The following is a 12,849-nucleotide window of genomic DNA, read 5'->3' on the forward strand; positions in this document are numbered from 1 at the left end:
GTGAAGCTGGGTGCTACCCCTGTCACCAAGTGCAGTACCTCTCTTCTTGAGTTTCAATCCTCACCCAGCGGTGAAGCTGGGTGCTACAAAGCCAGCTAGAAGCACAGCTAGCATCAGGTGGGTTTCAATCCTCACCCAGCGGTGAAGCTGGGTGCTACGTCCGACCAAGAATTATTTAACCAACTTATATCAGTTTCAATCCTCACCCAGCGGTGAAGCTGGGTGCTACGATAACTGAGAAGGATCCGTTAGATATTTTATGGGTTTCAATCCTCACCCAGCGGTGAAGCTGGGTGCTACAACTATTGTATTTATTTGGTCAATAATCTCTTGCGTTTCAATCCTCACCCAGCGGTGAAGCTGGGTGCTACGCTGAGGGCATTATTTACGATATGTTCTCGGAAGTTTCAATCCTCACCCAGCGGTGAAGCTGGGTGCTACGCATGGCAAATTTAGAGTAAGACATGCTAAAAATGGTTTCAATCCTCACCCAGCGGTGAAGCTGGGTGCTACTAGTCCCTGATATATTTAATCCCTATGTGGTGCAGAGTTTCAATCCTCACCCAGCGGTGAAGCTGGGTGCTACAGGTCCCGAATAGCCTGTAAGGTTTCGTGATAGGCGTTTCAATCCTCACCCAGCGGTGAAGCTGGGTGCTACAGGAAGGGCCATGACCTGGTTTGAGGTGGGGCTGTTTCAATCCTCACCCAGCGGTGAAGCTGGGTGCTACTCCATTCGCGCTAGTCGTTGGTATGACTATTCTTGAGAGCACATTTGCGCGAATCGATATTATTACAGCAGTTTACCAATGCTTTATTTCTGAAAATCCGGTGCGACCCTTGATCTGGCTGCATCGCGATCCCCCCGTTAATTTGTGATCACTGCTGGTCCGCACTACAGAACTAACGGATCATTGAAGTCGATTCGTTGATCAATGCCATATGATTCAATATACTTGTCTCTTGGTTCACGCAGTATATAAATGCGAAGGCTGTCCTCACTCTTGTCAATATTGTCCAGAAGATATTGCCGAAGACGTTCACACTGAGTTGGGCTAACTGTACATTCAAATACCGATTTTTGCACTCGTTGGCCGTAGTCCTTGCATATCTGGGCAACCTTTCGCAGGCGTCTTCTACCTTCAGCTGTTTCTGTGGAAACATCGTAAGAAACTAGAATCTCCACCGTATTACCTCCTACCGGTAGATAAAGGGGGGATACTGCTCCAAATCTCCCCGAAAAGTGCGTGCCAGTAGGCGCGCTTGAATATGCGGAATCAATGCGATGGGTTTCGAATGTTCCAATAAAGGGTGGGTTATCTTCTCTTGTTTCCGTTTTTGATAAGCTACAGCTACCTTGCGACGGCCAGGATCGTTTAAGTATACTGATCCTCCAGGCTTTTCTTCAAAATGTTGCGGTGTTATTTGACGTCTGTTGATGAGAGTAATTGCCACTCTGTCTCCCAATAAGACTCGAAATTCTTCCATCAGGTCTAATGCCAAAGCAGGACGACCGGAACGAATGGCATGTAAAAATCCTACTTGGGGATCTAAACCCACTCCCTCTGCTGCAGCAACACAATCACTTAAAATTAGGGCATATAAAAATGACAAGAGCGCGTTTAGATAGTCGCGGGGAGGCCGGCGGGTTCGTCCGTTGGGACGAAATATATCTCTATCCACCAGTATTAGGTACTCAATGGCCGAAAAGTAGGTTCGGGCCGCCTCACCCTCTATTCCCCGAATAACATCCAAATTGTTTTGTTGGTCAAGTGCGGTTACAGCTTGTCCTAAGCGTGCGGCAGCTTTTCTTAGAGCAGTTTGATCTGCTATGTCTTTTGTTTCTCGCGCTCCTCTTAACAAGACTGTACGGGTATTTTTAATCTTCCCGGCAACAATGTTGCGGGCTATAGAAGCCGTTTGTTCTTTATCATGTAAAGCTTCGTGCTGAGCACAACGTAGCAATACATTCCCTGATGTTGGACCCACTACTCTGGCCTTAAATCGGCCAATACTATCCAACATCACAATAAAGCGTCCGTCCTCAGCACACTTGTGAATCACTCCGGGACTTACAAGGACATTACCGCAGCAAATGATGCCTCCTAGATGATGAAGTGGAACCTGAATCTGAGTTGTACGTTCTACTTCGACTTTCACTGTCTCGTGATCTAGCCGAACATATGCCCCGGGTGTCATAACGTATAATGTGTTGGCTAGTTGTTCCATGATTATCAATCCTCATCATACTCATTCAGGAAAAGAACGCCAACAAGGGAACGGGCTTTGGACCCGTCCCCAATAGCAGCTGGCATACAGCTCGCGCTTAACGAACAGTGCGTACAACGCTCATCGTTAGGTGGCAAAGGCATTACTCCTTCGCTAACCATCGCTCTAATGGCCTTTACTACCTTCCGTACTCTATCCTGTAATTCGAATGTAAATTGGATTTCGTATCTGCGTCGCGAGCTGTGGTAATAAATCGCCCCCTTACGCACATTAACACCCATCATTTCTTCTAAGCACATGGCCTGCCCACAGAGTTGCAGCGCTGCATGCTCCACTTGTCTTTTACGATACTTGCCGTATTTGTATTCTATCGGGTAAGGTATATCGTCATGGAATTCTACTACATCAGCTTGCCCAATAAGCCCTAGTTGTTCACTCCAAAGTGGTAGCGAGTACTCTATCCGTCCACCTTCCATAAACACCGTATCAATCTCATGTACCCTCTTATGCACTGCATGACCACGAAGTGTATACACATTATCATCAAAGACTTGTTCACAATGTATCAAAGCACACTGCCGCGGGCAATAGCTATAATGCTCCAGAGCCGATAACATGACGGGTTCTAGATCACCGGTATCCACTTACCCCACCAACCTTGTGAGGGTTACTCCTTCGGGCAAATTGGATTCATTCACCTTGACTTGATAGTCATTGAACTGGCGAGGCGGTGTATCTGGTATTCGTTTGATATTGACGCGCTCAAATAATTCATGGGCCGGTGCATTTCCTACTGCCTTTCCATGGGTAAAAACGTAAAGGCCACGGCAGGACATAAATCCACGGCTAGCAGAACGATCTATCTCCCACATGTGCTGCAATGCTTCCCAAAACACTGCTAAATCTTCTGCGTTCATGCCGGTATCTTTGGCAAAAAAGGGACTAAAGAAACCATAACCGACATAGAGTCCATAAGGTACAATTGCTTTGCGACCCATTTCCGTGACCTTTCCACCTTCTCCTTCTTCACTTACTTCTGCATCCTCCGGGCGGGTCACAGCAACTCTAGTTATAGAAAGGTCTAGCGGGATAATAGGATCCACCGAGCGGGCAAATGTGAGTTGTAGCGGCCCTTGCACTTGGCCACAATTAACACCCGTGGTCATAACAGCGCCAAAGGCGCGAACGTCAAAGAAATTGGCGCACATCCACTCTCTGGCTTCGTTTATGGTATCACGGTCTTGTTTGGTCCCTGTCGATTTTTTACCTAACGCAGTGTAAGCGCGTTCATGCTGTTTGTTTAGAATGCCACGATGCTCAACATAAATCTTCATTCGGTCTTCTGTTTCCCGCGTCAAGTTTACCCAATCGCGTACCTTTCTCTTTAAGCATCCGTCTGTTACCAAACCTTGCATTGTTTCTGGGTCTACACGGGGCAGGTTGCCAGCGTCTGGATCGCCATTCGGATTTCCGTCCTTCACGTCGAAAGCAAAGACAAAATCATGTCTTTTCAATGGATCAAGATAAACCTTCATGCTCATCAGTTAAACCCTCCTCACCTTGAGTTATTTGTGAAGCAGTGGCTTCCAACCTACACTTGCCGGCAGAACCCCAGCCTTTTACACGCTGATGGTAGTATCCAAGCGCAAACAGGGCCTGGTCTTGTAGGTTCAATGTGCTTGGGAACTCCTTCAACTTTGAAAGAACTTCTTCTAAATCCCTCTGTAGTACGTTATGTGCCCCCGTTTTTTCTTTTCGCAGTTTGGTCAAATGGGCCTGCGTTGTGCGTAGAAGTCGGCCATATACGGCAGCTGGTGCTGACGAAGCTGTGCCGTAGTATCGATCTACAATAGTAGCTTTAATACCTGGTAAAGCAGCTTTCTGAATAAACTCTAGAATCGATAGTAACCTTCCGCATAAGTAGCCTGGGTTACAATTGGCAGGATCAAGTTTCTCCATTAACCCTTCCTCCTTTTCTCTGTATTGCTCCCAGCCAAGTGCCATCTTAATAATGGCTGCTCGCGGTCTCGTAACCGTCTGTTCCACTGCACACCTTCTGATTGCCTGGTACAAAACCCAACGTGGAAGTGCCCTTCCCAGTAAAGCAGCCTTCATAAACGCTTGGATAACGTGAGCTTTGATCTCTTTGCCGGAAGCAAAAAGCGATACAGCCAACGTAAACAAACCATATGGTTGCCCATACTCGCCTTCGCGGTCGACTAACTTTTGCGCCTTAAAGTAATAAGCCAGATTCCTCTGTACTTCGCCCACGGTTGTCACTAACCAATCTCGTACAGCTACTCTTCCACCACTGCTGGTAAGAGACAGAGCATAAAATTGAGTGGGGTCTGGAAAAAAAGAGCTTTTGGCGGAGTACACGGATTCTATTAATTTCTTTATATCGTTCGGATGGGGAGTCCTAAGAATCTGTGCAGGAGTGAAACTACTTTTTCCCCTGGTCCAGAACACATACACGCTAGGACCTATAGTAAGGTGAGAATCCTCGCCTCTGATTAACGAATTAAGAGCTTGTCCATAGGCATAAGAACACTCTTGGCAAATGGGTGCAATTAGAGATGCTTCCAAACCATATGATTCAAAAGCCTTGGCGTTGGCACTTACTAACGCCATGCCGGAACTTTGCCCGCCGGGAATTCCCTTGATCTTGATAGGTTGACGTTTCATTGGCGGTTTGAACTTGCCACACACCAAACATTGTGCCATTTCTTCAGTTGATGCCTGGCTATTCGCCCACATTTCCTGAACAGGCGGCAAGGCAATAGGCATAGTGTTTTCTACTATGAAGGTTACATTGTCTCCAGGATCTATGTCCTCTGGCAAATCTAATGTGTTTAGGTCTAGCTCGTTAAGAAAAGTCATAACGGCTTGTACCTCAGGAAGTCTCGTTTGTGCAGCACATTCTCGTGTTAATGCCAAGAAAGCTTGATGACATTCACCTGTCCGCTTTACTTGTTTCGGCTTAGCATCAGGAGCAATTAACCCAAGCACATAATCCGCTCGGTCAGCCAAAAGCTTAGGCTTTACCCCCGACGATCGGACTACTGTCGGTACCGGATAGCGTTTACCTCGGTCACTTTTCTTTTCTGGGTCGCCAGTTGTACAGATTATCCCTTGGTATTTTCCTTTTGAGTCAAGCTGTATTAGCCACTTTACAGGTATAAGTTCGTACAACAATGGCAAATCCTCAATATCAGATTCCCTGTCTGCATACTCCGTCAACTTCTGCAGCAGCATTCATTCACCCCCTTCCTTTATAGAGCTCTTGGGGAATATTAAGAATACCGTCTTTAAGTTGCGCCTCAAAAAACTGAGGTTGGCCTCGTCCAGACTCGTTAGGCTCGTAAATTAAGTCAAATAGCATCAACCCTAGGTCTTCGTTGGTATTCAGGGGCATATCATCTTGTTCAGGATAACCAAAAAACGCTGAGAACTCTCGGCAGCCAAGATATGGTTGGTGATAACATTGCCCCTTGGCTACCCGCCGCCTGAATTGGTCACGATACTTGGCGGTATCGATACCGTTTGCGTGAGGGTTCAAGACAATATCTGCCCACACAACATAAGCAACATCTCGCAAGGCGAGAGTATGTCTTTGGGCCCGATCCAAGTCGGCATAATAGCCGTCATTAGGGCCCCAGTTTCTAATAGATGAAACCGCTGCTTTGTTAGTTACTTCATTCCTCAGCAGAGAAAAATAGCGGACGGGTCTTAATACGGCAATCTTCCGAACTTGCCAACCAAATTCCGGCTTCCAAAATATAGCCTCCAGGGCACCACGAGCCGCTGAAGGTGTCATAACAGGATAACTTACCCTCTCCACCTTCATTTCCGGCCGAGTAAAACAGGCCCAGTCTCCCCAGAGTTTTACCACTAACGAAGCTTCTTTGTACATGAGCGTTCACCCCCTTTACATGCTTTCTATACAACAAGGTCAGCCGGGTTGTGCTTAATATTAACAATTCCCCTGACTGAATCGTAGCCCCCTAACCATTCCCATACCCCGGGTACTACACTTTTGATTATTTGCTCTTTTTGTAGGTTTATTAATGAACGTTTATGGATACTAACCACATATGGCTGGATTAACCGCAGAAGTTGCCGCGACGGCCCAGTATGATGCAATTGGCTAATATGTCTTTGGATCTCACCTATATGAGGCCGGTAGGGTACAATAGCTAATTCCGTATCTTGTTCAATTAGGCGAAACCTAGTTGCAACTTGAGGGTAATCAAGTTTTTGCCTTAGTTTTTGAATATTTTTGCTATCGAGTTCGCCTACTTGATAAAGCTTAGCAAAATAAGTATTGACAAGGCTAAAATCATTTAGATCAATACTCTCATCCTGTATAAGAGTAGTAAAAATATCGGCTCCTGATCGATAGGATCCCGGAGGGATTTTCCCGTCGCATGGCACAAACACAATAACTCTGCCCGCCAGCATCTTACCTTCACGATTGCAGCGTCCAGCTGCTTGTATGATACGATCTAAAGGGCCTACAGCTCGAAATACTATTGGGAAGTCCAGATCTACTCCCGCTTCAATAACTTGTGTGCTTACAACCCGGCATGGCAATTTATTATCCAACCGGTGGCGAATTTCTTCAAGAACTGCTCGGCGATGGGCTCCGCATAGTAGCGTTGACAAGTGGAAAGTGTTTTCATCAAGCCCAATGCTATCAAGAAGAGCCATTGCATCTTTTTTGGTGTTTAGCACGACCAACGCTTGTTCTTCTTGTTTTAAAACATCAGCCAATTTTCCCCAAGACCAGGTCTCTTTCCTAAAAGGAAATTCGTAATTAACTCGTTTTAATGCAGCGAAGTATTGTTGTGGCTCCTGTATTATTTCCCGGACATTGCATAACCCTTCTTTAATAGGGCCTTTCTCCAGTGCTGGTTGGGTGGCTGTACATAGAACAACTGAGACTCGGTAATGATCTACCAACTGTTGCACAACATCAAGAATAGGCCTAAGTAGGTGCGTTGGCAGCGTTTGCACTTCATCCAAAATTAACGCACTACCAGCAATATTATGTAGCTTACGGCAACGGCTACCACGATTAGAAAACAGGCTTTCGAATAACTGAACAGTTGTAGTTACAATAACAGGAGCATCCCAATTCTCCGACATGAGCCTTCTTCTAGTTTCTTCTTCCGAACTTTCATCTTCTCCTTCTACATTCACAGCACTATGATGTTCCAAGACAGCCTCCGGCCCCAATATATTCCGATACACATCAGCAGTTTGTTCAATAATGCTGGTATACGGTATAGCGACAATTATCCGCTTTAAATCATGTTTTATAGCATGTGTTAAAGCAAAGGCTAGGGCAGAACGAGTCTTGCCACCACCAGTAGGCACAGTCAAAGAAAATATTCCGGACTCCCGTCCTGCTGCCATTAAACAATAATTATAAATCTCATGACGGGATTTGTTAAGTAAGTCTTCTTTTTGTCCGCTTAGCCTTTCTTGATCTTTTTGGAATCGTTGCCACAATTGCGTCATCGATAACTCGTTGGCTCGAGCCGAACTCTTATCGGGAGAAAAGTGTGCTTCTGTATCCAGAAAATCTGCATCTGTAAGACAGCTAAATAGCATCCGAATAAATAACTCTTGTTTAAGCCCAGAAGTCTGTAAGTACGAAGGTACGAATTGTTCGAGGTCTAGGTCTTTGAACAATCCCGGCAGGACAGTCTTGGCTCGCTCTAAAGCTATTGCACTGTTCTTTAACTCCTTGGGATCGCTCAACCGCTGCTTTAACTGTGTAGGCGACGGTAAGCCACCATGGTGCCCGGCAATAGGAAAAGCCAAGAGATCACATTTTCCACTCACTAAGAAAGCCCCGGCTGCCGAATGATTTGGTCCTTGTTGGATTTCATGCTTCAAATACCTTTGCGTATCTGGATGAGCCTTCCCAACATCATGCACCCAGCCACAAAAACAAGCTAATTGTTCGGCATCAAACACACTAGCAAAGCCGCGGGCCAAATCTGCCACCTTCGACAAATGTTCTTCTAAGCCATGCGGAATACCATCTTCATTTTTTGAATGTGCTAGTAGCAACTAAATCCTCAACCTCCCCTCATCTTATGTGTATTGTTTGTTATACTAGTAGTTCCAGGTTTAGGTTGTACATTCCTTCCTATGTATATATTAAATTAACATACTAGTATCATTAGTTTATCTTATGCTGGGTGATTTGCCTCTTGCATATGTTTATCGACACGCAGCTGAATAAGTTGGTCGCAATGTTAGGCAAACCTATTGATTGCAGTGCAGATAGCCCCAATAGCACCCTGTTTCTTTACCAAACACTTATTTCTTTTCGATTAATTATCTGAACGACTCGCGCTTCCTTGCTTATTATTTTATTGGTTTCGTCTTCTTTATAGCAAATTGAATCTTAATGTTCACTCGACTGTCGGGATGAAATTCTCAGAACAAACATGAGCGATTTGGGCTGTTAGGCGTGCTGTCATGACTTGGGCTAATGTTTTTCTCAGGTAACCGATTTTAGCCCCATTGGGACTCAGGACGGCCATGGCACTTGGATCTACCGGATTATTCCATTCGGGAATTACTATGACGGGTGCCCCTGAGGTTAGTTTTGCTATTTGTTGCTCTGAGAGATAGCTATGCTTCAGGCCCACTACACAGGTATAAGAAGCTGTGCTTTGGTTGTAGTAGTTGTATACTGGTTCGATCTTATCCCCGAGCAGTGCTTTTCACATGAGATCTAGTGATTTCAAGTTGTGCCATATTCTCTCCCCCCTGTATTGGTCGCTTCCGTTCCTTACTACGTTCTTTGTTGATATAATTGGTTGGAGCTTTGATTTTTGCTTTGGTTTAAGTATAACAAAACTACCCCGTCATAAGCTGTCGGGGTAGTTTTGTTTGTTGGTTCTTTCAATTCCCAGTGGGAAGCAGTCGGTTTCGTTATATCTGCTGTTCCAGGATTTGTACTACTTGATTCAGGGCTTCTCTTCCGTAGATGTCGTCGGGTAGGAGTGGAAGTTTGGCTAGGACAAGGGGGCCGAATTCTTGCTGAATCTCGGCCAGGTATTGTCGCTCGAGGTTCCGGCGCCGGGTCCAGAAGGCTCCTTCTTCGCCGTCGGGAAGGAGACGGTTGACAATAATGCCTCCTACGGGGATATGGTACTTGGTTAATATGGTGATGGCCTTTTTGGTTTCCAGTATGGGTAGTTTTTCGGCATTGACTACGAAGATGAAGGTGGCTGCTTGGGCGTCGACAATAAAGTCGCGAGCGCGGCGAAAACGTTCTTCCCGCAACTGTAAAGTAGCCAGTACAGGATCGGGCTTATCGGTTTTTTCTTTTAGCTGGCGCGAACCCACGGCCGCCATGGCCATAAGCCGGTTGGCTTTTTCTCGCTGGGCGATTAGGTGTTCGATCCAAGCGGCCAGTAGTTCCGGCAGGGACAGCAGCCGCAAGGTGTGGCCGGTGGGAGCGGTGTCAAAAACGATCAGGTCAAATTCAGTGTTGATGCGTTCCAGTAAGTCAACAAACTTGTCGAAGATAGCCGCTTCCTCGGAACCGGGGGCTGAATAGGCCGCCTCCACCTGCCGCTCAATTTCTTCCATGATGATGGGGCTGAGCACACTCTTAAGCTGGGCTTTGATCCGCTCGATATAACGGGCACTTTCTTGTTGCGGGTTGATTTCATAGCCCCACAGGTTTGGTGCCAGCTGTCCCTGCTCCTTAATATCGGCCTTAAAAATGTCCGCCAGACTGTGAGCCGGGTCCGTGGAAACTACCAACGTACGATAGCCTTTTTGTGCTGCCAATACGCTGAAGCTGGCCGCACAGGTTGTTTTGCCCACACCGCCTTTCCCACCGAAGAAGATGACTTTTTTGCCCCATAGCGACGACATCACTAGAAAGGCCTCCTTAGTAATAGAAACCAGAGGAGCTCAAGGGGCCTCCTCCGGTCAAGTGTTTCAGCAACACCAGTCGTGCTTACCGAATTTTTCTGCCAGCACGCTTTTTCGCTCGACAATTCTTTTTTCCCAGCCACCGAGCTCCTCGGCTAAGTACGGTAGCAGCTCCAGACTATAATATGAGGTGGGCACGGGAATCCCGATGAGGTCGGCGAAGCAAAGCAGCATAAAAATGTCGTTCTCTTCGTGGGCTTCTTTCCGGAGCACGGAAGTGGCCCGCTCCTGAAAATCGAAGGCACCACGGAAGAATCCCTGCACGTTGCTAAGGACCTTTGTCCAATCCATATCCATTTCCATCGCCTCTTTATTCTGTAAAAGCCGTGGCTTTGGGTCCAGCAAAGATCCTAATCCACCGGGGTCTCCTTCTCTCCGGTAAGTTCTTTCAGTTTATTCTCCCAGTAGTCGTAGCGTTCTTCCATTTGTTTCAGGATCTTGCGATCTGCGGGCGTAAAAAAGCCGCTTCTCGCCTGCTCGTGAGCATCATTTAGGTATTGTTGGTAGATCTTTAAGCTCTCGTTAAATAGCTCCTGGGCATAATCGGCTCGTTCTTGTTCATGAGGCCACGGTGACTCGAGCCACTCGCGGATAACGGCCTTAAGTAAATCAAACAGCTTCTCTCCGTCCCGGTATAGGTTGATGCAAACATCAAGATCTGACAGGGCCACCGGCATAACCCCCCTTATAAATTGTCCCGCACTGGCAATGTTTTCCCGACGGTTATTTCGTGTCTTGTAGTTTCTACATTTCGGCTGAAAATCCTTCAAATATTGCCCGAGTAACTGGAGCAAAAACAACTGTGTCGGTCTCACCAGCGCATGGCTAAGGCACATCTGGAACCGAGTCGTACTGCAAGGCTAAAGCCGCCGCTTCTTGAGCAATTTCGTCTCTCAGATGGGTAGGTGCTATTACCTGCGCGTGGACGCCATAACTCAGCACCCATCGTTTCACCTCGCCCAGTCCACTGAGAACAGCCTTAAACACCAGCGATCCGTCTTCCTGGGGTATCAGTTCCTGGGTGGTATGCCACAGTCGTTCTCTTACCCAGCGTGCGCCCTCAGGATCGAACAGAATAACAACTTCGTGGGGTTTACGTCCCCGTTCGATGCCGAGGCTATGGCTGAGGTAATCGTTCAAGGAAAAGCCCGGCTGTAGGTCAAAATGTCGCCTGGTATGTGCCAGCTTCTGAACTCGATCTAAGGCAAATGTTCTTACTTCGCGACGCCGGTGGCAGTATCCGATAATATACCAAGCGCCTTCATGGCAGCGCAGGTGATAAGGATCCACCTTCCGGGTGCTTACGGCATCACGGCTGGCAGTGTAGTAAGTGATTTTAACAGTCTCTTGATCTCTCAGGGCTTGGGCAATTTCGTGAAAGGTAGTGGCTACTTGGCGTTCCTCACCGCGTAGAGGCTTAACGTTGAAAGACAGAAACTCATCCAGGTTAGCAAAATCTATCTCTACCTCTTCCGGTAAGAAGGTCCTTATCTTGGCAAAAGCATTGATGATACTAGCTTCAAAGGTGGTGCCTCTGTATTGGGACAGTAACTTCTGGCCCAGGTACAAGGTTACCAGCTCGCCAGCTGTGAGTTTGACACAAGGCAGGGAAAAGTCTGATTGGGTGTAGTAGTAGCCCCGGCGTTTGGCATCGTATTTAAGCGGTGCACCCAAGGAATCCCGCAAGAACTCAATATCCCGCTCAATGGTGCGGGTACTTACTTCTAACCAGCGGCTCAGCTTGGGCACATTAGGATATGCCGACTGGCGGATAAGGTGGTCTATGCGGTGGATACGGTAGAAACTATGTCGCTCCAGGCCAAGGGCCAGGCCTTGTGTCATGGCGCTATCCTCCTAGCCGGTTGCCTACCGGAAATAGGTTTCTGTTATATGAATTCTACATTCTGAGCCTACTTCCTGCCTCAAGAGAGGCAGGAAACTTTATGTTGAATCGCGAATTGTGTAGCGAGGTGGTGCCAGATATGCCGCATAATGGTGAAATTTTGGCCCTAGACATCGGTACTCGGACTATTATGGGTGTAGTGCTAGAAAAGTCCGCTGGCGGCGGTTATCGCCTCCGGGCAGCTCAACAATACGAACATCTGGACCGAGCTATGTACCAAGGCCAGGTCCATAATGTGGCTGCCGTAGCTCAAGGCGTTTACAAGGTGAAGACCGCTCTGGAACGGCGCCGGAAGACAACGTTTCACCGGGCGGCTGTTGCTGCCGCTGGACGGACGCTAAGAATGTCCACCGGTCAAGCCAGGCACCAGCGATCCAGCCTGTCGGCGGTGACTGCCGCCGAGATTAAAGCGCTAGAACTGGAAGCTTTGCGGGTGGCCCAAGCGAAGCTGGCTCGTGAGGAAGGTGAAGCAGCCGCAGCCGGATTTTTTTGCGTGGGCTACAGCATTAGTCAATATTTATTGGATGGACAGCCTATTTCGGAGTTGCTGGGACAGGTAAGCCCGGATATCGGTGTGGAGCTTATCGCCACTTTTTTGCCGCGGGTGGTGGTAAATGGTTTATTCGCCGTGCTGCAGCGCGCCGGTTTAGAGCCGGCCAGCCTAACATTGGAGCCCATCGCCGCTCTAGAAGTCTCGGTTCCCCGCGGTATGCGCCAACTTAATCTTGCTTTACTGGATATCGGTGCCGGCA

The 12,849-nt window shown here is 47.5% G+C and carries 13 protein-coding genes and 1 CRISPR repeat array; of the genes, 1 reads left to right on the forward strand and 12 read right to left on the reverse strand.

The genetic code is table 11. The features are described 5' to 3' along the window. Positions 1 to 50 precede the first annotated feature (50 nt). Positions 51 to 728: direct repeats of the CRISPR family, unit length 37 nt; unit sequence GTTTCAATCCTCACCCAGCGGTGAAGCTGGGTGCTAC. Between the two features lie 164 nt (positions 729 to 892). The 12 genes from cas2 to GX016_03120 form a co-directional block, all read right to left on the reverse strand. Continuing rightward, positions 893 to 1,183, reverse strand: a complete 291-nt coding sequence (cas2, locus tag GX016_03065; GenBank protein HHT70546.1) for a CRISPR-associated endonuclease Cas2 — start codon at positions 1,181 to 1,183, stop codon at positions 893 to 895. A gap of 11 nt (positions 1,184 to 1,194) precedes the next feature. Continuing rightward, on the reverse strand, positions 1,195 to 2,226 hold the full coding sequence (cas1c, locus tag GX016_03070; GenBank protein HHT70547.1) for a type I-C CRISPR-associated endonuclease Cas1: 1,032 nt from the start codon (positions 2,224 to 2,226) through the stop codon (positions 1,195 to 1,197). A gap of 5 nt (positions 2,227 to 2,231) precedes the next feature. Continuing rightward, the gene (cas4, locus tag GX016_03075) at positions 2,232 to 2,843 is read right to left on the reverse strand and encodes a CRISPR-associated protein Cas4 (protein HHT70548.1); all 612 of its coding nucleotides are present in this window, start codon (positions 2,841 to 2,843) and stop codon (positions 2,232 to 2,234) included. A 27-nt stretch (positions 2,844 to 2,870) separates the two neighbouring features. Then, positions 2,871 to 3,761: a type I-C CRISPR-associated protein Cas7/Csd2 gene (gene cas7c / locus GX016_03080; protein HHT70549.1), complete on the reverse strand. Its 891-nt coding sequence runs from the start codon at positions 3,759 to 3,761 to the stop codon at positions 2,871 to 2,873. Then, entirely contained in the window at positions 3,745 to 5,481 is a 1,737-nt protein-coding gene (gene cas8c / locus GX016_03085; GenBank protein ID HHT70550.1) for a type I-C CRISPR-associated protein Cas8c/Csd1, read from the reverse strand. Before cas8c ends, cas7c begins: the two co-directional genes overlap by 17 nt. Before the next feature lie 4 nt (positions 5,482 to 5,485). After that, positions 5,486 to 6,139 carry a type I-C CRISPR-associated protein Cas5 gene (gene cas5c, locus GX016_03090; GenBank protein ID HHT70551.1) on the reverse strand — a complete coding sequence of 218 codons (654 nt, stop codon included), beginning with the start codon at positions 6,137 to 6,139 and terminating at the stop codon, positions 5,486 to 5,488. Positions 6,140 to 6,165: 26 nt separating this feature from the next. Next, the gene (gene cas3, locus GX016_03095) at positions 6,166 to 8,307 is read right to left on the reverse strand and encodes a CRISPR-associated helicase Cas3' (GenBank protein HHT70552.1); all 2,142 of its coding nucleotides are present in this window, start codon (positions 8,305 to 8,307) and stop codon (positions 6,166 to 6,168) included. A gap of 347 nt (positions 8,308 to 8,654) precedes the next feature. Then, a complete protein-coding gene (locus GX016_03100; GenBank protein HHT70553.1) occupies positions 8,655 to 8,894 on the reverse strand; it encodes a hypothetical protein in 240 nt (79 codons plus the stop codon). Between the two features lie 286 nt (positions 8,895 to 9,180). Then, positions 9,181 to 10,134, reverse strand: a complete 954-nt coding sequence (locus GX016_03105) for an ArsA family ATPase (GenBank protein ID HHT70554.1) — start codon at positions 10,132 to 10,134, stop codon at positions 9,181 to 9,183. Between the two features lie 66 nt (positions 10,135 to 10,200). Then, a complete protein-coding gene (locus tag GX016_03110; GenBank protein ID HHT70555.1) occupies positions 10,201 to 10,485 on the reverse strand; it encodes a hypothetical protein in 285 nt (94 codons plus the stop codon). 59 nt (positions 10,486 to 10,544) lie between these two features. Continuing rightward, positions 10,545 to 10,865, reverse strand: coding sequence for a hypothetical protein (locus GX016_03115; GenBank protein ID HHT70556.1), 321 nt, complete (start codon positions 10,863 to 10,865; stop codon positions 10,545 to 10,547). A 154-nt stretch (positions 10,866 to 11,019) separates the two neighbouring features. Further along, entirely contained in the window at positions 11,020 to 12,036 is a 1,017-nt protein-coding gene (locus tag GX016_03120) for a WYL domain-containing protein (GenBank protein HHT70557.1), read from the reverse strand. A 101-nt stretch (positions 12,037 to 12,137) separates the two neighbouring features. On the opposite strand from GX016_03120, the gene GX016_03125 reads away from it, so the two are divergent. After that, positions 12,138 to 12,849 (forward strand): hypothetical protein (locus tag GX016_03125; GenBank protein ID HHT70558.1); only part of this gene is annotated, 712 nt, incomplete at its 3' end.

The sequence above is a fragment of the Bacillota bacterium genome, assembly GCA_012837285.1.
Classification (GTDB): Bacteria; Bacillota; DTU030; order DUMP01; family DUMP01; genus DUNI01.